The following is a 19,638-nucleotide window of genomic DNA, read 5'->3' on the forward strand; positions in this document are numbered from 1 at the left end:
TGAACTAATACCAATTCCTGCTTATGAAAGAAAATTATAATTTTTTCCTGCTCTCTTGAAGTAAAAAATAGTATATTTTGCTGCTTGAAATCTTTAATCAGAATAGAAGCTAATCCATGGTTTCAAAGAGTAGATATAGCAGAAGGAAGAAGAAATAAGGAAGGCTTTAGTTATCTAGGAGAGAAAAGAAGGAAAAATTTTCGTTGTCTGAACTTTAAGCTTTTGATATGTCCTAAGCTTTCCTGAGACTGCTATATTTCGGAAAAATACCTGTATTAAGTCGCAAACTACTGTCAGATGCCCAATAGTCTAATAATATTTGCTATACATCCTTCTTTCCTACTATCAATTAAGGTGTTCCTTTTATTCCATAGATATAAATCTAGATTTAGCATTCCTTGGTACGGTTGTGTAAAAATATCTGGCAAAAAGGGAATAGGCAGGGACTAGAGAAAAAGGCATAGGGAACTAGGGATAAGAGTTTCAGACTTTCGATATATTTTTGATTTTTTACAAACGATTTAGGATTGCTATTATAGTGTCAACTTTTGTGACATTTTTCTCTATCTTCACAAGTTCTTCATATTTATAGATTACCTTAATTGGCAAGGTTAGCAACTTGACCTAAAAGCTGAGATATAAATATCAAATTGGCATTTGGAGATAAGAGAAGTGCAATCAGTTTATATAATTCTATTAACTCTTTCTGCGAGTTCTGCATTAATTTATAAGCACACCTCTGAAGACATATCCATTGATTTTTCAGCTTTTAATAGTGCTTAGTTTATTTTGTTTTTACAAAGTTTACTCACTAGATAGCGAAGATATAAGTTAATTAAAAGAAGCTTATTTCAAGTTTTTTAACACAATTTTTATGGTTTTTGTAGCTGAACCTATCTATATAGATACAAGGCTTCAATAATTTAGTCTGATTTTAATTACCCTGATAAAATCATCAGTTATTTGTTAGGGGTTTGTTGTTAAATCTTGTCATATTTTTCAAATAAATTTGAGGTATATTATGCACACTTGTCCTTGTTGCTCTACAACATTACTACGCCATGCACGTCATAATACTATTTACTGGTATTGTCCACGATGTCGAGAAGAAATGCCTGACTTAGAATTAATGCTATTAACTCGTTCTCAAGTATTTCAGACTCGTGGAGACTGGTTAAGTTCTCGTAAACAAAACTCTAGAGTATTAATAAATGTCCCAGCATAGATTATTTCCATCCGCTGAAAAACCTTTTTTGTTTGTAAATACTATTAAGGAAAGGAGTCTTTTTGAGGCTTCTTATTTTTTTTAGTACGAAAATTGAAAATTGATATTTTAATTTTTAAAAAGAATATTATATGAATATAGATTAATACTTCCTACAGATGATTGATTAGGGAGATTGGGAGGTTGGGAGATTGGGAGATTGGGAGACTGGAAAATTGCATAATTACTTGTATTTCATGTAAAATTATTGTTTAACTATCTCGTCTTGCTCAACTTTTATTTCAGCTTTTGTGAAATAACTGTAGAATTATTTTTGATGTTTCATATTACAAATAATCAGGCGTTGTATAATTGCGGGATGATAATCACATTTGCACCCATCTGAAAATGTTGATAGATTAAAACAAATTTTTTGACACATATCAAAATCATCCCATGATGATGCAACGCCAATAATCAAATTAAAGTAATATCAATTTGGATAGCGGGACTTTGATATTTTTGACAGTGAAAATGGCTTAAAACTCAACCCTAGCAAGGAAAATACGTCAACAGGCTAAAAATGGCTCAAACTCTAGATATATCAAGAAATAGGCTATTTTGACGTTAAAGCATTACACAGCAAGGGTTTAAGGCGATTTTTAATTATTTTTTTGCTAAAGTCCCGATAGAACTCCGTTCCGCTGACGCGATGAACGACAAACTTTCTCCTCTTCTTCTGTTTACTCTTGACTTTACTTTGACTGACCGACGGCAACCCTACCTGATGACTCCCTCGTGATTTACAACTATTCAACCGGAGATAATATAAGAACATATTCTCCTGACTGCTGAATGCTGACTATTGACTGATAGAGGTCCCCTAAGTATTTGTAACAAACATTTATCATACCTGATATAATACCTTCCTGCCATAGCTTAGAATAACTGTACTATCAATTTAAGAGTAAGGCATGGGAACTATTTGGGAACTAGACTTTTACAGTCGTCCAATACTTGATGAAAGACAAAAAAAACTCTGGGAACTCTTAATATGCGAAAGTCCCCTAGATATTAATCATCCTACAGACTCTTTGTATCGTTACTCTGAGTTTACAAGTAACCAAGAGGTAAACTCAATTTGGCTACGGAGCGCCATTGAAAAAGCGATCGCTGATGCTCCAGAAGCACCTCAAAAAATTCGCTTTTTCCGTCGTCAAATGAACAATATGATTACCAAAGCTTGTGGAGAAATGGCCATTCCTGCGGTTCTAAGTCGTCGCACCTACGCACTCAACCAGTGGCTACAACAACGAATGGAAGAAGTTTATCCCACTTATTCTAGTTATCAAGCAGGAACAAATCCTTCAATTCAATACATGAGTCCCGCACCACAACCTCTACCAGATGCCTTAATTGGAGAAAAATGGGCATTTGTTAGTTTAGAAGCTGAGGCTTTTGCAGAAATGTCAGAGTGGGACATTGATTTTGAAGAAGCTTTTCCCCTGAGCATGATGGGTCTTGCACCCAATTTACAGATTCCAGGTTTAATTATTTATTCATCTAGGGCAAAACCTTTAGCCGCTTGGATGTCAGGATTAGAATTAGCTTTTGTCAAATTTAATTCAGGTCCCCCAGCTAGATTACTCCTGGAAACTGGAGGTAATGATTGTTGGATTTTAGCTAATCTGGCTAATTCATCAACTATTGAGGAAGCTAAAAGATTTTCCGAAGCAAAGTCGAAAGTCAAACAAGTTCATTTTCTGGCTGTACAGTCAAATCCAGAATCTGAATCGTTTGCTGGTTTTTGGTTGCTGCAAGAAATTAATATCTAGTTAAGTTTTGGGTACTGGACGTTGGTAAAATCCTACTAACAACTCTATTGTCCAAAATCATAAATCCCAAACAGAATTTTATGACCCAATTAGCAGAACAACTGCTAGAAGTAGCTGCCAAAGCAGGAGCTGAGGCAGCAGAGGTATTTCAAGCCCGATCGCACTGCCGGCCCGTATTTTTTGAAAGCAATCGACTCAAACAACTAGAAAGCACTCAGTCAGAGGGTATAGCGCTCCGACTTTGGCGAAATGGATGTCCAGGAATAGCTGTAGCTCATGGGCCAGTGGAACCTAAAGCTTTAGTAGAACTTGCCTTGTCTATAAGTAGTCTTAATCAACCAGAATATATTGAACTATCCTCGAAAGCGAAAAATCGATATTATCCTAACCAAGGAATATCTATATCAGTTGAACAACTTGTAACTTGGGGAAAAGAAGCGATCACATTAATTCGAGAAGTTTATCCAGATGTGATTTGTCATGGAGAATGGGACTGCGAAATTGAATCTACTCGTTTAGTTAATTCCCTAGGACTAGATTGTCATCATATAGATACCACCCTTAGTGGTTATTTAGAAACTGATTGGGTCAGAGGTGACGACTTATTAAATATATCTGATGGCCAAATTCAGCGTAATGGTCTTGACCCCAGGAAAGTAGCAAATAGAATCTTGCAACGATTAGATTGGGCACAAAAAAATGTTATACCTCCTAGAGGTAGAGTACCTATTCTATTTACGGCTAAAGCTGCAGATTTATTATGGGGTACTTTCTCTGCTGCTTTGAATGGCAAACAAGTTTTGGAAGGTGCTTCTCCTTGGAGCGATCGCTTAGGGGAAGTTGTGACTAACAAACATATTACTATTTCCCAAGAACCAGAGGAAGGACCGTTTAGTTGTCCTTTTGATGATGAGGGTACTCCTGCTCGTTCTATAGTATTTATTCAAAACGGCATTTTACAATTGTTTTATACAGACCGAACTACTGGCAGATTATTGGGGAGTGGGACTACTGGTAATGGGTTCCGACCAGATTTAGGTAGCTACCCTACACCAGAATTATTTAATTTTATAGTTAAGCCAGGAGAGCGATCGCTAAAGGAATCAACTACTATGTTGGATGATGCAATTATAGTAGACCAAATTCTGGGTGGCGGTGCTGGTATTTCTGGTGACTTTTCGATTAATGTTGAACTTGGCTATCGTGTGAGAAAAGGTGAAGTAGTTGGTAGAGTTAAGAATACAATGGTTGCTGGTAATGTCTATACAGCATTAAAGCAATTAGTCACATTGGGAAATGACGGCGAATGGAACGGTTCTTGTTATACTCCCCATGTAATTGTAGAAGGATTATCTACTATTAGCAGAATAGATTGAGTTACTTACGCAATCATTAATAATTATTATTAGCTCTTAATTTGATTTTGATAGTAATATCATATCCGCTTAGTTAGCGATCAAAAATTTTATCCTTTTCTATACTTTCCGATAGTTCTTGATCGAATAATTAAGGCTTAAATCCTGTTATTTTTTAGCATAAATAAATCAAAAAAATTATGTTCGCCAATCCTACCCGTTTTCAGAAGAGGTGATTATTAATTATTAATTGTTGAACTTCTTTCTCCCCTTAGTCACTTATAAGTGGAACTTTAACTTCTTCTCGGATTCGGTATTAATCCTTCTTTTGTTAAATAGAGGATAAATCAACAATTCCTGCATCCTATAATTTTTGTCTAGAAAACGATTTCCCCTTTTTGCCTCTAAAAAAATCTTTAACAAAAATCTTACATACTTTCTTTCCACAAAAGTTACAGAGGAAAGTTCTTTTTGATTATATGTGGGTTGAAAAATCTGATCTTGTATTAGAGCTTAATTATCCCAGATATTAATATATATTTACAAAGTAAAGATTTGATAAATTTTCTGCTTGACTCTTTAATTTTCTTCTAAATAGGCTTTACAATCCTGATCAAATAAAAAACATCTATATTATTCAAAAATGATGAAATAAATGGTTCAGATGAAAAAGAAACTCTTGAAGGTGGTGGCGGTAATGACACAATAGATGGCGGTCTTGGTGATGATGTCATTATTGGTGGCAAGGGAGATGACAAGATAAATGGAGGATGGATAGGTTCCGGTGACATTGGTAAAATTCAAAGACTTTGCTATTACTGTAGATGATTTAATCTCGCTTATTAACGAAGGCTAAATCTAAAACCAAGCAACCCATGAAAAAAGCAGTTAATCGAATGAGATTTCTAATTTTAAATCTCATAGATGAAATCCACCATAAAACAGCTTTATTCCTAGTTCAAAACTTTGAAGAGTAATACTAAATCTGGTTGTCAAAACCATTTTATCATCAAGGAAGATAATCTGGATAAATTGAATGGCCAAGAAAGCTTATCTAGCTCCGCATTTGAGTTCATTTGAACTCGGACAAAAGTACCTTAAAAGTCAAGATTCTGTAGAATCCAGAAGATGGCACTTATACCAATTTCATAAAATATTGCTACAGTGGTTTTCTCTGCTGGTCGGAATTTAGAGATTAATACTGTAACGACCTTTTTTGAATTTGGTATTACTTTGGGAACTCTCCTTAGGGTAGACTCTAATACCAATTTCATAAAATATTGCAAAGCGTGACGACACAGGGAACACTTAACTGGGAACAGGGAACAGAGAAAGAAAAACATAAATATTAAAGAGGAAAAAAGGTGGAAATTTGAGAATTTATGGAATTTATAATTTTTTCTTTTAGGAATAAATCACAAATTAAGATGTAACTGCCTTTGCGTGAATTTGGTATAAAAAATAGTGCGTTCGCGTTCGCGTTGCCGAGCAAATCGCTGTAGGAATCAATTATGATTATGCCAAAGAAATCCTGAATAGATATAATAAGTGAGGAGAAGAAGGGATAAAAATATCAAAAATCAGCATTTGAGACCGCGAGGGGGTAAGAAGTCATTGCGACCGGACATGAATTGCTACCGGACATGATATGACTACTGTCGTGATCGGTATAAAATCTTTTGAAGTAGGAGTCAGGAGTCAGGAGTTATATAAAATCTGGTAGCATTGGTGTAATTAGATTCATAGTGTGGGGAGGGTGGGGAGATCAAGAAAGATTTGGCAATGGTGCTCAGATGGAATATTTTTTTATACCGAATTAAGCAAATTTGAGATCAGGAGGCGAGAGAATCACAAAGATTTAGTAGTTATGACGATTCGAGCATTTTCAGGACTTACGCAACAGCACTAATTATACTGGATATATCTGGAATTATCACCAACTTATACGCTGTATATAGCGGTACTGCGTAAGTCCTGATTTTTTTGATGTCCAATCAAACTGATTTGAGATCATTTGTTTTTTTTTCAATATTTATTCCCTCTTCCTTCTTCCTTCTTAATTTGAATTAATTTTTCTGCTAATTTAATTGCTTCAACTTTAGTGGAAATTTTTCCCTCAGCTCGTGCTATTTTAATTTCTGTTAATAGTTGACCAATTATCGGACTTTTGGGTAATTTTAAGACTGTAATTAAATCATTTCCGTTCAATAAAGGAGTGGGGTGAGCAACTTGGTCTTCTGGATTAATATAACGTTTAACTAAACAATCAATTTCTGTTATGGATATTCCTTTTCCTACTCCTACAACTGCTAAAGCAGGAAAATTTTTTCCTATTTCTTGAAATAAGAAAAATTGTTGCCTCACAGACATCTGAGAAATTTCTATTTCTGACAGTTTAGCTAAACCTTTAATAACTGCAATTGTACTCCTAATTTCTGCATTGCTATACTTCAACCCCATCAATTCAACTTCTGCTTTTTCTGGATCGGAATTAACTAATATTGCTAACTTAGCGATCGCCAACAAAGAGGTTTTTACTGTATCGCGTACCCCTCTTGCTAACTCATCTTTTAACTGATACCAATTTTTTCCTAACTCCTCTGCTGCTATGTCTACTTGTTTTGCTATTTCCCAATTTTCTCCCGCAGTAGGAAAATAACTCGAAAGTAAACCATCTTTCCCAGCTTTTTCTATCCAAACCATGCCTTGGGGATGACTCAATAAATAACCTAATTCTGTCTGCACTCTTTCTGCTGCAACTTGGGTCAGCAAAGGTGCAAACTCTCGAATAACTGTTTGAGTTTCTGGTGAAATAACAAAATCTAACTGTGCTGCTTGACGATATGCGCGTAATAGTCGGAGAGGGTCATCTCTGAGATTAGCAGATTTTACCATTCTAATTATACCATCTTGCAAATCCTTCAGAGCATTAAATAAATCTATCACCTCATCATTAAAAGGATTATAAGCGATCGCATTTATTGTAAAATCTCGTCGCCATAAGTCTTCCTCCAGACTATTACCTTCTATTTCAGCAAAATCAACTGTAGTCCCTTGAAATACCACCCTAGCAATTTTTCGTTCGGCATCCAATACCACAAACCCCGCTTGATACTGCTTCGCAATACTTTTGGCAATGTTAACTGCTTGGTCGAGGATAATAAAATCTAAATCCAGATAATCACTTTTGCGCTTCAGCAAAGCATCTCGCACAGATCCACCGACCAAATAAACAGGTTGGGGCAGGATTTCTCGGTCAAATGGCCAATTTTCCGGAGATAAAGCAGACAGGGAATTGATCGACATTGCTAAAAAAATCAAGTGAACTTCTCTGTAATTAGGGCTTGCGTATGGAAAGTCTTTTTGCTGGGGTAGGAGACAACCCACCCCTCGCCCCTCCCCCTCCCAGGAGGGGAAGACAGCTATACTGGAGACAGGAGAAATAGGAATGAGCAAGGAGGTAGGAGTAAGAATTGTAAGAATGATTTTTCTACCCAACTATGCGCCTAAAATACTAACTTTTTGAGCCTTTTAGACTGAAAAATTTGCACTTTTTTCGACCCCAAAAAGGCACTTGTCTTTATATGTCAATGCTTTTAGATTAGATCGGTAAGCCCTAATTAGACTTTCTGAGTAGGAAATCAGCGCTACGCACAAGTCAGAAGTCAGAAGTAATCTCCGATCTGAAATCCGGTTATACAGTTATCGCACTTTCTACTTCCATTCAATGCAGATATAAAATACTGGAATATCTCCAGATAATTCCCACTCTCATCCTTCCTTTCTCCTGACTTATGACTCAGTCCTCCTGACTCCTGACTTCGAGAGAGATACGATAACTAATTACCCGGATTCTATATGACTGGGTTTGAGCATTTAGGAACGTCCTAAGCTCTGCTTCGACTGCTATAAAATTAATTTGGGCTAGAATATAAACTCATTAAATCATTAAAATAGAAAATTATACCATGTCCGGATGATTAAGTTTAATAAAAATGTTCTATTGAAGCGATCTTGAAGGAATATCTCAAGTTTCTGCTCTGTTTCCAGTATTCAATCTTGAATTTAGACCTACCACCTACCACCTACCACCTAAGAACTTTATTATCACTAATCAAACGGACACGATATTATTGCATCAATTAAGATGAGAGTTGAGGATTAACGAGGTACTTACAAATGTGTATTTGTGTTAACTGCCACTATGTAGATCGGTGTGTTACCTATCATGCTGTAGAAACTCAGCACGAACAACTTCATTTAACAGAAAATCCAGACTTTGACCCGGTTGAACCTACAATCAATGTTAACATTCGTCCTCAAAATAATGAAATTGAAATGGAGTGGGATGTTGTTGGTTGTGAAAGTTTTAAAGAAGAAATGGGCAAATGGGCAAAATTAAGACCAGGTGAACTCATCCCTACTTAAAGTAATTCTAATTCTTTATTTCCCCTTCTTTTTATAGATAGAGTGAGAGTAGGAAATAGTACAGAACAGGAGATTTTATGTTCGCTCAAATTATTTACTATTTATGAATATAGCGAAACTCCCAGACAACAGGCAATAGGGGGAATAAAAAGCTAATAATATTAGACTTTTAGCTATTGGGGAGTTCCTGCAATTTGTAAATGTACCAGCACACCCTGCTATAACTTTATCTCCCACTTCTTTAGGAAAAAGAAGAGTTATTAATTTGTTCTATTTTATAACTGAAAGAAAAATATAGCGTTTATTCCCTGTTTACCGAATTACTACTCTGTAGGGACGTTGCATGCAAAGTCCCTAGCTACTCCCTAAAAATTACGAATTTTGTACCTCATGCTTCTTGGGAATTAAAATATCATCAAATCAATAATAAAAATCTTTATTTATCTATTCTATTCTCATGAGTTATTGCTACTTTCCCACCTGCAAAAATCCACAAAATCCTACTAAGGCTGAATTTTGTCAGAGTTGCAACTCTCCATTATTACTAATTCCCCCAACAACTGGTGAAAATGAAAAAATAGAAACAAAGAAAATTATTTCTTCGCCAGATAATAATCTCAAAATAGCTAACCAGTCTCGCTACCGTATTCTTAAATTAATTGGGCAAGGTGGTTTTGGTAGAACTTTTTTAGCAGTAGATGAAAAAGATTCTATTCGACAAGTTTGTGTAATTAAACAGTTTTTTCCTCAGAATAAAAATTATTACCATTATGACCAAAATTCTCTTCAATCTTCAGAAACAATTTCTGGTAGTGAGTCTCTTCAAGTAAAGACAAAAACTAAAAAAGCTTCAGAATTATTTCAGCAAGAAGCACAACAGTTAAAAACTCTAGGTATTCATTCTCAGATACCCAAACTACTAACTTATTTTCAAAAGGATGGACAACAATATCTAGTTCAAGAATATATTGAAGGCAAAAATCTCGCCCAAGAATTGGCAGAAAAAGGTATCTTTACTGAAGCTAAAATTCGGGAATTGTTAAATGATTTATTGCCAGTATTACAGTTTGTGCATAAATCGAAAGTTATTCATCGAGATATTAAGCCAGAAAATATTATTCGTCGCACTACTGGTCAACTGGTTTTAGTAGATTTTGGTGCTGCTAAATTAGTAGAAAAAAAAGGTTTACCTCAAACTGGAACTATTATTGGTAGTGCTGCTTATACCGCTCCCGAACAACTTATGGGTAAAGCAGTTTTTGCTAGCGATCTTTATAGCTTGGGTGTTACTTGTATTCATCTTTTGACTCAAGTTTCACCTTTTGATTTGTTTGATAGTAGAAATAGTAATTGGGTATGGCGAGATTATTTAAAAATTCCTGTTAGTAAAGAACTCGGTCTAATTTTAGACAAGATGTTGGAAGGTGCAACAAATCGACGTTATCATTCTGCCACTGCTATTATTAGACATCTTAACCCTCAGTCTAATTATATGGAAAATGTTTATTTCTCTCCTTCTTCAGCAGTGCCGAAAAAGTTGACTGAGCAAGCAGAAATTAGACGGCAGTTACAGGAAGTTTTGGCTACTGAGTCGGTTAAAGTTCAGGTGAGTCGTGTCAAAAAAACTTTGACTGTTGTTATTAGTAGAAATCCAGGAAAAAAGGCTAATTATTCTCAAATTTTAAAGACTATTTCTGCGAAGTTAACTGATTTAAAATTGCAAAATATAGATAAAGTTAAATTACTAGGTAAGCTTCAGGGTAAGACTGTGCCAGAGTGGCAACAAATATTGAGAATGGATCGTAAAGCTAGGTGGAAAAATAAAATTTTGAGATTACAAAAAAATGAGCATTTTATAAAGATTTTGCAGTTAGGAACTCAGAATTTTTGGTGGGCTAGATTTAAGGAAAAAGAATTTTGGTTAGATGCTTTGATGTTTGCTTTTGCTTGGTTTATTTTTGGCTATCGGATAATTATTTGGCATCCGATAATGGCTGTTATAATTGCATCAGTTTTTATTACAGTTAAACATCTGGTTATAAAACAGAATAAATTGGCAACTAATAATTTATTTACTACTGTGGCAACAGTATTTTTAATCGTGGGTTTGTTAGGGGAATATTTTTGGATTTCTGATATTTTTGGGTTGCTTTTAGGTTGCTTATTTGTGGCTTTACCAATATTTTATGCTAGAGAGGAAATATAATTAGGGTTTGCTGAAAAAGTCTTATGAGTAAAAGTAGGAGGACCGAGTCAGGAGACAACCCACCCCTCGCCCCTCCCCCTCCCAGGAGGGGAAGACAGGAGAAATGGGAATTATAGAGGAGGTAGTCGGATATATTTGTCCCTTGATTTTTATGCCCTTATCTGCCCAAAATGCTAAATTTTTGAGCTTTTTTGACCAAAAAGTTGCACTTTTTTCCCTCCAAAAAGGCTAAAGCTTTTATAGATAAAGCCTTTGAGGATTAATCAGCAAACCCTAATTATTTAGTAGTTTTATCGATATATCCATATAGTTATTTATTGTAGATGCAGGGAATAGGAAACCGAGCTAATTTTGCGAAGTCAAAAGTCAGAAGTTATTTTGATACGTCGCCCTACCAACGACTCTCCTACCTGACTCCTACCGACACCAGAAGTATTTGTAGAAAATATTTATCACGTCTGATATAAAAGTTGATTTTAGCCAAAAATAAAATTAATCTTCCTTCTTGCTTCTTGCTTCTTCTTTCTTGCTTCTTGCTTCTTCCTTCTTCCTTCAATAACAATGACAAATACAGAGAAAAAATACGGTTTAGGAATTCATACAAGTAGTCCAGAATTAGGTTTAGCGATTACTGATTTTGCTGAAGATATTCGCTGGCAAACTTGGAATTTAGGGCGAGATTTATCTACTCATTTACATCAGAAATTGCAGGAGTTTTTATCACCTCAAACTTGGCAGGATTTAAGCTTCATTGCTGTTGCTAAAGGCCCAGGAAGTTTTACTGGTACTCGTATAGGTATAGTAACTGCCAGAACTTTAGCTCAACAGTTAAATATTCCGCTATTTGCAATTTCAACCTTAGCAGCAGTAGCTTGGTCATATAAAAATCAAGACCGGGATTTATCTCTACAAATGCCAGCTCAAAGAAATCAGTTATTCACAGCTATTTATCAACTTGAAGAAATGGGTATGAATTCTCTTTTAGAAGAGACACTAATGACTCCAGAAGTATGGGAAGAAACTTTGAAAAATTGGCAAAATTCCTATGAATTAATTAAGGTTGAAAATGCTTTAGGAAGTTCTGTTTTAAGTCTATTAGAATTAGCTCATTTAGAATGGCAAAAAGGAAAGCGATCGCATTGGTCTGCAGCATTACCTTTTTATGGACAACATCCCGTTATTGAGCGAGGGAGTATGGCAGCGGTTAGGGACGTTACATACAATGTCCTACAGAGAAGTAAACATCAGAATAATTAACAATAACTGGCGTACTAATTATCAAAAAAGTTATTTACTTAGGGTGTTAATTACTTAATAATTGAAGTGTCACTTAAGTTCAGCATTCTTTTTTTTCGCTTGGTATAAAATCAACTGTTTTAAATTTACTAATTCTGCTTTTTGATTCATCAATATATATACAAAAGTTTTCGAGTTGATAAAGTACGAAGTTTTATGCTTTTAGGGAAGAGCGGTGCGACCCCGCGTCGGTGACAGACGCATCTGGTAGCGCACCAAGAGAGGGAACATCGGATCTGGGAACAGGGAATGAATAAAAATTGTAGATTATTCTTAAAGTTTACCTTACTATCCTGAAATTTGCTGTAGTATTATGTCTGCTTAATTACAGCAAATTCCAAGTATATGAAGTACAGATATTAACAATTAAATGTTTGTAGTACGGGAATCTTGCCCGCTATGGGTGTACCTCACAAAGGTGGAATCTTTTGTATATTTGTATATCAAGTTGAATCGTAAACATGGGAAAATTAATGATGTTGAAGCTGAGTTAATAGGTATAGCACAAGGAAGAAGGAAGTTTGAAAAATCTTGCGTTGTCTGAATTTTAAGCTTTTGATATTTCCTAACCTTTGCTTCGACTTCCTATAATACTAAACCCGGTTTATAGAATATCCTTTTATGTAGATGGGGATATTAGGATGTAGGAAAAATTAGGAGAGGATTTAATCTTACATCCTATAAAGTATTTTTGAGAACCGGATTTGGTATAATTAAGGAGGAGAGAAAAAGTAAAATAAGAGACAGTAGAGTTTTTTGTTACTAATTTAAGCAGACATAATATTAGGATAAAATTTTTCAATTAGTTTGTCACCCTAAGAGCTGATTTATCAAGTAAATATTAAGAGGCTGAATTTCTGGCAATACAAGGGTTTTGGGAGTTATAGTCCAATAATGCCTAAATCCCTGAGAATTAGATGAAATCATAATTTAGAGCTAAGTTTACAAATCAGCTCTAAATTATGATTAGTATCTAATATCAAATATCAAAATTTTTGCTACATCTTATTGAGAGCAGGTAGTTGGTAGCAAAGAGTAGGAAGATAAGGAATAATCTATCTTTATTTCATTGCTAATAATTGCTAAAAACATTACTAGTCCTGACTTATTTCTGAATAACTGAAGTGTTCAAAAAATATATCATTATTTTTAGGAATTGCTCTAATACTCCTTACTGTTTTTCCTTATGCGCATCATTGATTTTTTGCTTTTTGTGATTTGACTAATTTTGGCCTCTCTTTCTGCTTTTGTATTTTGTTTCTCTTCCATTTTTTCTTGCCAATCATTTAGTTGGTTGAAAAGTTTTTGATTAATATTAAATACTTGTTTTTTAGACATTATTTTTACCTCATATATCTATGCAAAAAATCAAAATAGATAGAGACTATGTTAACCTCTATCTACTTATTATAGCTATGAAATAATTTTCCATAGGGGTAGTAAAATTCCTACTAAAGCACCTATCAATAAAGTTATAATAGCTAAAGAACTAATACCAAACCCTAAAGTTCGCTTCTCTGCAGCCTGATAATAACCCCAAGCAAATAAAATTCGCCCCACTACCCAAACTGTACCAATACCAGCACCCCATAGTGGGCTAATAAATATAGAAAATAGCCACAAAGACGGTAAAAATAAAATTATTTGTTCTACAGTATTTTGTTGTACTCTTAATACCCGTTCAAAATTTTGCTCTCCAGTCATTTGAGGAGGCATAATGTTGTATTTTGCTCTAGCTCTACCAACATTAATAGTCACAATAAAATACATGAATAAAGAGACAACTGTTATTAAACTAGGCCACAGAATTGCTTGTGTTTTTAGCATAGCGATCGCTTTTGAAAGATTATTTATTAAGGCAACTTTATTCACATAATAGTTTTGATGTTTATTTTTCACAAGTAGGCGATCGTTACCATTTTATCGAAACGTAGGGTTTTGTCCACTATAAAACCCCATCTATTTAGAGCGAAGATAGATGGACTCCCCAAGGTAAAAATAGGTGATTTCCTAACGAATGCTGACTCTTCCAGAGGAGCTTTCTTTCGGAATGCTCCGTAAACGCAAATCGCAAACTATCTTACCTATTTTAACAATTAATTTAACTCAAAACATACACAATTAAATATTTTTATACTATAGTTATAAGTATAAAGTTAATTAAAGTAGGTCAATATAAATGATAATCTATGAGTTCAAAGTTAAAGCTAAACCAGCACAATACAAAGCAATAAATGATGCATTCGTACATCTCAATTCATTCAAAATAAGTACTTAAGATATTGGATGGATCATGATAAAATAGGTAAGTACGATCTTAATAAATATTGCAAAGTATTAGCTAAAGAGTTTAAATTTGCTTCTGAACTCAATTCAATGGCCAGACAGTCGGCGGCGGAAAGGGTATGGTCTGCGATATCTAGATTTTACGATAACTGTAAAAAAAAGGTTAAAGATAAGAAAGCGGTGCGACCCCGCGACGACGGTAGTCGCAAGCGGTCGGAACCCAGAGAGGTCTACTCGCCATGGGAATGGCGACCAAGAGAGGTAAAGCGCACCAAGAAAGGTTTTTTAAACTTTGGAAAACAGACTCGGTCTATAGAACCCATTTGGTATCTTTTGAGGAAAAGGCATAAATTTGGCGTTGCACAGCGACGAATGATTTGAGATTTTTGATTGAATTGGATTGTGGATTAATCAATTGCTAGAATGATTAATTAATGGTTATTTTTAGTCAAAGTCTAAACTAATTTTTGGCAATATCATTCCAGAATGTGCAACCCCATAAATTTAAGTAGCTAGTTAAGTAGCGATCGCCAATGCTCATAACCAATAGCTAGGTAAATGCCAGTCTTCAAGTAGTTTAACAGACAAAGAATGGGTTCTGATTGAACCTGCAAAAAAAAAGAAAACTTGTCCTACAAAATGGAGCAAAAGACAAATATTGGACGGTGTACTCTATCAACTGAAGAATGGTTGTAATTGGTCTGATTTACCCCAGGATTTACCTCCTTATTCCATAGTATTTTGGCAGCTACATTCAGTGGAGAGAATCAGGGGTAATGGAGAAGATTAGAGATGTATTACATTCTCAACTGCCTCAACAGGTAAAAAAACCGCTCCGGGACAACTTTAATTATTACAGGACTTACGCAAAGCTCCGCTAACACTGAAAAATCAAGCGCGATGGTGTCAAGACAATTACCATAGTTAAAACAAAGGTAAAAAACGTCTATCAAATGAAAAATAGCCCTGAATTTTATTGTAGGCTTCTTCAGGTCTTGGAGCAGATAATCTGAGAGTAATTCATGTTTGACTTGAGCAATAGTTTTTCCTATTTTCACTGCTAATCTTTTGACAAAATTCCAGACTAACATTCCACAAGCAATACGATTTATTTGAATTTTTCTCAGACGACATTCACAGAAGCCGATACCTGTTAATTGCTTAATTTATCTGTGACATTCCTCAATTTTCCATCTCGTTTAATATTCAAATTATATATCATCTTTACTGCATTTGCTTAGGTCATTAGTAGCAATATATTCTGTTCTAAGGATTCTTTGATAATGTAAGCCATGAAACCATCCTCAACTTAGTTGGAACACATCCAGCGCTGGTTATGGCAATAACACAAGATTTATGAACCAACTTGAAGAAAAGGAATGAAAATATCTAGGAGGAATCGCCAAAAACCGTTTGCGTAGCATTCCGTAGGAAAAAATAGTAGTTAGACAAAAATCTCAATAAGAAACGGAAATTAGAATAGATGAAGCCCGCTAAAAGCATACCAGTAGAGAAATTTGAATCAGTTATCTTAAGTATAGAAAAACCAAAAAGAGTTTGGGTTACCACATTTAGAGGATCAACTTCACGCCTCACAGGAGAAATAACTTTTGCTATGGTTATGAATGCTAATTATCTAGAAAAGGCAACATAAATTGATTATTTTATTACCAATGTTGAGCCGTCAAAAGTGACATCTGAGTGGATAGTAAATACTTACTCAAACAGAAATTGGATAGAGGTTTTTGACCGAGAGGCGCTGATGATGGTTAGGATTAAAAGAGTATCAAGTTAGAGATAAATGGAGTTTAGAGCGTGATTTTATCCTGGTATTTTGTGCTTATACTTTTATTATTTGTCATCAGTTAACTGGGGGACTACAAAGGCAATGGGGAAATAAACCTTTGAAGACATTTACTGATGCAATGGTACGCTTTTCGTACAGCCATGTCTTTCCGTTTTTTTAACTGGTTAACTAACAACATTGACGTCTTTTTCTTTCACAAAGAGAGTTTGGGCTATATTTGGGCTTAAAAGTTGTGTAAGTCCCGTTAGCTCAGTCAAGCTACCCAAAAGACGTAAGTTGGGCATAATCAGATACGCAGATGACTTGATTGTGACAGCCAACAACAGAGAAACTTTGGAAAATATCCGAGAAACTTTGAAACAATGGCTATATGAAAGAGGGCTACAAATCAGCGATGAGAAAACAAGGATAGTTCACATCAGGGATGGATTTAACTTTCTAGGGTTCAATCTAGGTAAATATAACGGCAAACTACTGATTAAACCCCAGAAAGAAAAGGTACTAGAATTCTGTCAACAAATTGGTAGAACAATTAAATCATGTGGTTCATGGTCACAAGAAAATCTCATTACCAAGTTAAATCCCAAATTAACAGGTTTTGCTAACTACTATCAAGGGGCAGTAAGTAAAGAAACCTTTAACTATATAAACTACAGGGTATGGAAATACCTTTGGAAGTGGGCTAGACCTAGGCAGCTGACTTTAATTTTAAACGCTAGCAAGAATATAGAACGATGGTTTGAAGGAATATTTCCATCCGACTCTACCAAGTCAAACGGTAAGCTCTACCGGGATTGCCTGCGGAGTGGACAAAGCCTTTAATTGCCAAACTAAAGCCACGTTGAAACAAGAAGTTAACGCCAAAACTACCTATGTCCAGTTAAGTCTAGATTTGGGTGGTTTGGGGTCAGTTTAATAGAGCGGTGAAAAACTCAAACGTCTTAGTTTTAATTACTATCTCACAAAACCAGATTCCACTAATCAACCAATGGAAATTTTTGATCCTAGATGAGCAAATAGTTAGAGAAAAAACCTTAACTTTAGAGGGTGCTTCACAAAATAATATTTAACGCGCCACAAAGATCGGACAATCTATTGAAAAAAAGTCCTTTAATCAATCTAGAATAGTTTTTTTAGGCCCAAAATATAATTAAAAACTAAAGAAGTCTAGAAATCTATATAAATTAAAGGTTTCACCGCTCCATATCACCCAACCACAGATTAGAATAAACCAGTGAAAGCTAGATTGTATGGGGTTTTCAGCAAAAAAATCCTGATGTTATCCCAAAGACTCACGCTTATCATAGGCAAGAGGATATGGGAAAGCATTATCAGTCAAAGGGTCTGAGGTTTTGCTAGGTGAAGGAAAAGGTTAAAGTTAATCACAAAAAGCCTAATAATTGAAAACCTATTGATGGTATCCCAAGACCTTACTTACTTGAACTTTAGATTTACTTGCTGCAAACTAAACCCTGCTAGAATATTCTGTCCAAATTAAAAAGGAGTTTCTCAATGAACAAAGGCGAATTAGTTGACGAAATTGCAAAAAAAGCTGATGTCACTAAAAAGCAAGCTGATGCTGTACTCAGTGCAGCCCTAGAAGCTATTATGGAGGCTGTGGCCAGTGGAGATAAAGTGACCCTCGTGGGCTTTGGTTCATTTGAATCAAGAGAACGCAAAGCCAGGGAAGGTCGTAATCCCAAAACAGGTGACAAAATGGAAATACCTGAAACTACAGTGCCTGCTTTTTCTGCAGGTAAATCTTTCAAAGAGTTAGTTGCAGACAAAAACGGTAAATAACAATATCCAGCTTTGACTAAACCAGTACACGGAGGAAATTTAGCTTGGGCAGCCACAATAGCAGGTTGTCCAGTATCTGCTATTCTTGATTTTTCTGCCAGTATTAATCCTCTAGGGCCACCAGATTCGGCTATCCATGCCATTCAAACTCAGATTGGCAAACTCAGAGCTTACCCAGACCCTAGTTATCAGGAGTTAAAGAGAGCGCTGAGTATAGTACATCCTCCTCTGACTCCAGAGTGGGTTTTACCTGGCAATGGTGCGGCCGAATTATTAACTTGGGCTGCCCTAGATTTGTCAAAGCTGGAGAAAACTTATTTGGTAACGCCAGCTTTTGGTGATTATCGACGTGCCTTGCAAACTTTTACCGCTAATGTGGTTGAATGTCCCTTAATCGTCGGGCGATCGCAATTACCTCAGTTGGACATAGGAGCTGATACTAATAAAGGACTACTTCTCAATAATCCTCATAATCCTACGGGAATGTTGATCAAGCCTGAAGCAATTGTCCCTTATTTAGAAAAGTTCGGTTTGGTAGTGGTAGATGAAGCATTTATGGACTTCTTACCACCGCCTCAACTAGAAAGCTTAGTGCCATTGGTGACAGAATTTGAGAATTTGGTCATTTTACGTTCTTTGACTAAATTCTATAGTTTACCTGGACTACGCTTGGGTTATGCAATTTCTCATCCTGAACGCCTTCGGAGATGGCAACAGTGGCGAGACCCTTGGCCTGTAAATACTTTAGCTATTGCTGCGGCTCAAGCAGTTTTACAAGACCAAGCATTTCAACGGCTAACTTGGGATTGGTTGGCAGATGCTCGTCCCCAGTTATTCCAAGGGTTGGCGGAGTTACCGGGGTTACAACCATATCCCGGTGCAGCCAATTTTTTATTAGTTTATTCACAAAAGTCCGTTGACTGGTTACAGACAATATTACTGAAACAGTATAAAATTTTGATTAGAGATTGTTTAAGTTTTCCAGAGTTGGGCAACTGTTATTTTCGAGTTGCTGTCCGTACTAAAGAAGAGAATCAAATGTTACTTGATGCTTTAACAGAAATTTTTAAGTAAATTAGTGTGTGGTCTTAATCTTAATTACTTAGGAGTCAACCCACCCCTAACCCCTCCCAGGAGGGGAACAGGAGTCAGGAGTCAGCTATTAGCTATTAATTTTTGGGGAAGGTAAAAGCAACCTTTGAAATTGAAAAAGAATAAAAAGTTACTGCCAAAGTCCCAGGACTAAACCTGAGAAGTAATTATTCATTACCGAATAATTAATAATTAAATAATTAAATAATTAAACAATTCAGCTTTATTCGGCTCCCTTTTCAGGGAAAAAAATAAACTTTTTCCTTATTGGTAAATCCTCTTCCTTTTAGAGCTATCCATTTTGTGAAAAAATAGACAAGTTATGTGTG

General features: G+C 35.5%; 15 protein-coding genes and 2 pseudogenes. 14 read left to right on the plus strand and 3 right to left on the minus strand.

Annotated elements, in window-relative coordinates; translation table 11 throughout:
- The first annotated feature begins 1,021 nt into the window (after window positions 1-1,021).
- From F6K27_RS00670 to F6K27_RS33415, 4 genes are all read left to right on the plus strand, one after another.
- Window positions 1,022-1,225, plus strand: coding sequence for a hypothetical protein (locus tag F6K27_RS00670; protein WP_124144884.1), 204 nt, complete (start codon window positions 1,022-1,024; stop codon window positions 1,223-1,225).
- 953 nt (window positions 1,226-2,178) lie between these two features.
- The gene (locus F6K27_RS00675) at window positions 2,179-3,039 is read left to right on the plus strand and encodes a Tab2/Atab2 family RNA-binding protein (protein WP_124144885.1); all 861 of its coding nucleotides are present in this window, start codon (window positions 2,179-2,181) and stop codon (window positions 3,037-3,039) included.
- Between the two features lie 80 nt (window positions 3,040-3,119).
- Window positions 3,120-4,415, plus strand: a complete 1,296-nt coding sequence (locus F6K27_RS00680; RefSeq protein ID WP_287272801.1) for a TldD/PmbA family protein — start codon at window positions 3,120-3,122, stop codon at window positions 4,413-4,415.
- A gap of 609 nt (window positions 4,416-5,024) precedes the next feature.
- Window positions 5,025-5,222 (plus strand): hypothetical protein, encoded by a 198-nt coding sequence (locus F6K27_RS33415; protein ID WP_353735908.1) that lies wholly within the window; start codon window positions 5,025-5,027, stop codon window positions 5,220-5,222.
- A 1,197-nt stretch (window positions 5,223-6,419) separates the two neighbouring features.
- On the opposite strand, the gene F6K27_RS00685 is transcribed toward F6K27_RS33415, so the two are convergent.
- Window positions 6,420-7,700, minus strand: coding sequence for a CCA tRNA nucleotidyltransferase (locus tag F6K27_RS00685; protein ID WP_287272803.1), 1,281 nt, complete (start codon window positions 7,698-7,700; stop codon window positions 6,420-6,422).
- An 873-nt stretch (window positions 7,701-8,573) separates the two neighbouring features.
- Here F6K27_RS00685 and F6K27_RS00690 point away from each other — a divergent pair.
- The 4 genes from F6K27_RS00690 (at window position 8,574) to F6K27_RS00705 (ending at window position 12,868) form a co-directional block, all read left to right on the plus strand.
- Window positions 8,574-8,822, plus strand: a complete 249-nt coding sequence (locus F6K27_RS00690; protein WP_124144887.1) for a Ycf34 family protein — start codon at window positions 8,574-8,576, stop codon at window positions 8,820-8,822.
- Between the two features lie 457 nt (window positions 8,823-9,279).
- Window positions 9,280-11,028, plus strand: coding sequence for a serine/threonine-protein kinase (locus F6K27_RS00695; RefSeq protein ID WP_287272804.1), 1,749 nt, complete (start codon window positions 9,280-9,282; stop codon window positions 11,026-11,028).
- A 561-nt stretch (window positions 11,029-11,589) separates the two neighbouring features.
- On the plus strand, window positions 11,590-12,285 hold the full coding sequence (gene tsaB, locus F6K27_RS00700; RefSeq protein WP_287272805.1) for a tRNA (adenosine(37)-N6)-threonylcarbamoyltransferase complex dimerization subunit type 1 TsaB: 696 nt from the start codon (window positions 11,590-11,592) through the stop codon (window positions 12,283-12,285).
- 409 nt (window positions 12,286-12,694) lie between these two features.
- On the plus strand, window positions 12,695-12,868 hold the full coding sequence (locus F6K27_RS00705; RefSeq protein ID WP_287272806.1) for a hypothetical protein: 174 nt from the start codon (window positions 12,695-12,697) through the stop codon (window positions 12,866-12,868).
- Between the two features lie 617 nt (window positions 12,869-13,485).
- Here the strand turns inward: F6K27_RS00705 and F6K27_RS00710 are convergent.
- Both F6K27_RS00710 and F6K27_RS00715 read right to left on the minus strand, forming a co-directional pair.
- On the minus strand, window positions 13,486-13,662 hold the full coding sequence (locus tag F6K27_RS00710) for a hypothetical protein (protein WP_287272807.1): 177 nt from the start codon (window positions 13,660-13,662) through the stop codon (window positions 13,486-13,488).
- Between the two features lie 75 nt (window positions 13,663-13,737).
- Window positions 13,738-14,151, minus strand: a complete 414-nt coding sequence (locus tag F6K27_RS00715; protein WP_124144894.1) for an MAPEG family protein — start codon at window positions 14,149-14,151, stop codon at window positions 13,738-13,740.
- A 459-nt stretch (window positions 14,152-14,610) separates the two neighbouring features.
- Here F6K27_RS00715 and F6K27_RS34260 point away from each other — a divergent pair, with 459 nt between their 5' ends.
- The 6 genes and pseudogenes from F6K27_RS34260 (at window position 14,611) to cobD (ending at window position 19,291) form a co-directional block, all read left to right on the plus strand.
- Window positions 14,611-14,991 carry a hypothetical protein gene (locus F6K27_RS34260; protein ID WP_375339646.1) on the plus strand — a complete coding sequence of 127 codons (381 nt, stop codon included), beginning with the start codon at window positions 14,611-14,613 and terminating at the stop codon, window positions 14,989-14,991.
- A 208-nt stretch (window positions 14,992-15,199) separates the two neighbouring features.
- Window positions 15,200-15,400 (plus strand): annotated as a pseudogene (locus F6K27_RS33420) (transposase); the annotation flags it as partial.
- Between the two features lie 539 nt (window positions 15,401-15,939).
- Window positions 15,940-16,644 (plus strand): annotated as a pseudogene (locus tag F6K27_RS00725) (transposase); the annotation flags it as partial.
- Window positions 16,645-16,693: 49 nt separating this feature from the next.
- Entirely contained in the window at window positions 16,694-17,239 is a 546-nt protein-coding gene (locus F6K27_RS00730) for a group II intron maturase-specific domain-containing protein (protein ID WP_287272809.1), read from the plus strand.
- Window positions 17,240-17,929: 690 nt separating this feature from the next.
- Window positions 17,930-18,217, plus strand: a complete 288-nt coding sequence (locus F6K27_RS00735; protein WP_094671573.1) for an HU family DNA-binding protein — start codon at window positions 17,930-17,932, stop codon at window positions 18,215-18,217.
- Window positions 18,218-18,229: 12 nt separating this feature from the next.
- A complete protein-coding gene (gene cobD / locus F6K27_RS00740; RefSeq protein ID WP_287272810.1) occupies window positions 18,230-19,291 on the plus strand; it encodes a threonine-phosphate decarboxylase CobD in 1,062 nt (353 codons plus the stop codon).
- Window positions 19,292-19,638 lie beyond the last annotated feature (347 nt).

The organism is Okeania sp. SIO2F5 (assembly GCF_010692685.1).
Taxonomy (GTDB): domain Bacteria; phylum Cyanobacteriota; class Cyanobacteriia; order Cyanobacteriales; family Microcoleaceae; genus Okeania; species Okeania hirsuta.

Excerpts from the sequence above, each read along its gene's own strand:
- F6K27_RS00670 (WP_124144884.1), top strand. The coding sequence starts at position 1,022 with ATGCACACTTGTCCTTGTTGCTCTACAACATTACTACGCCATGCACGT.
- F6K27_RS00675 (WP_124144885.1), top strand. The coding sequence starts at position 2,179 with ATGGGAACTATTTGGGAACTAGACTTTTACAGTCGTCCAATACTTGAT.
- F6K27_RS00680 (WP_287272801.1), top strand. The coding sequence starts at position 3,120 with ATGACCCAATTAGCAGAACAACTGCTAGAAGTAGCTGCCAAAGCAGGA.
- F6K27_RS00685 (WP_287272803.1), bottom strand. The coding sequence starts at position 7,700 with ATGTCGATCAATTCCCTGTCTGCTTTATCTCCGGAAAATTGGCCATTT.
- F6K27_RS00690 (WP_124144887.1), top strand. The coding sequence starts at position 8,574 with ATGTGTATTTGTGTTAACTGCCACTATGTAGATCGGTGTGTTACCTAT.
- F6K27_RS00695 (WP_287272804.1), top strand. The coding sequence starts at position 9,280 with ATGAGTTATTGCTACTTTCCCACCTGCAAAAATCCACAAAATCCTACT.
- tsaB (WP_287272805.1), top strand. The coding sequence starts at position 11,590 with ATGACAAATACAGAGAAAAAATACGGTTTAGGAATTCATACAAGTAGT.
- F6K27_RS00705 (WP_287272806.1), top strand. The coding sequence starts at position 12,695 with ATGTTTGTAGTACGGGAATCTTGCCCGCTATGGGTGTACCTCACAAAG.
- F6K27_RS00710 (WP_287272807.1), bottom strand. The coding sequence starts at position 13,662 with ATGTCTAAAAAACAAGTATTTAATATTAATCAAAAACTTTTCAACCAA.
- F6K27_RS00715 (WP_124144894.1), bottom strand. The coding sequence starts at position 14,151 with ATGCTAAAAACACAAGCAATTCTGTGGCCTAGTTTAATAACAGTTGTC.
- F6K27_RS34260 (WP_375339646.1), top strand. The coding sequence starts at position 14,611 with ATGGATCATGATAAAATAGGTAAGTACGATCTTAATAAATATTGCAAA.
- F6K27_RS00735 (WP_094671573.1), top strand. The coding sequence starts at position 17,930 with ATGAACAAAGGCGAATTAGTTGACGAAATTGCAAAAAAAGCTGATGTC.